Origin of the sequence: Streptococcus sp. HMSC072D07 (assembly GCF_001814835.1) — a bacterium.
Classification (GTDB): Bacteria; Bacillota; Bacilli; order Lactobacillales; family Streptococcaceae; genus Streptococcus.
Map to the genome: position 1 here is coordinate 1 of NZ_KV818058.1, position 325 is coordinate 325.

Annotated in this window: 1 protein-coding gene; it reads left to right on the top strand. The window is 44.0% G+C overall.

Annotated elements, in window-relative coordinates; genetic code table 11:
- Positions 1-325, top strand: a 325-nt coding sequence (locus tag HMPREF2991_RS04520) for a hypothetical protein (RefSeq protein WP_070683597.1), incomplete at both ends; no start/stop codon positions are given.

A 325-nucleotide genomic window follows, 5' to 3' on the forward strand; every position in this document is an offset into this window, starting at 1 on the left:
TGAGTAATAAGAAAATTAATCCGGATAATCTCAGCCGAGTGAATGGTGCATTTAAAGATATGAGTGGTGAGTTAGAACATAACGTTTCGGACCTCATTTCTTCAAGTGCGACGGAAAAGATAGAAGCTGCGACAGATGGTATTAAGAAACTCTCTAAGGAAATGGTGGAGACGATTAGTTCCTTAGATGAGTACCTTGGGGCGGTTGGTGAAGCCTTTCGAAGCGCAGATGCTAGTATGGCTCAGTCCATCGGTCAGAATATGTATACGAAAGCTCCTGAGTCACGAGCGGAGCGTAGAGAACGATATATCCAAGGCGGAAAAGA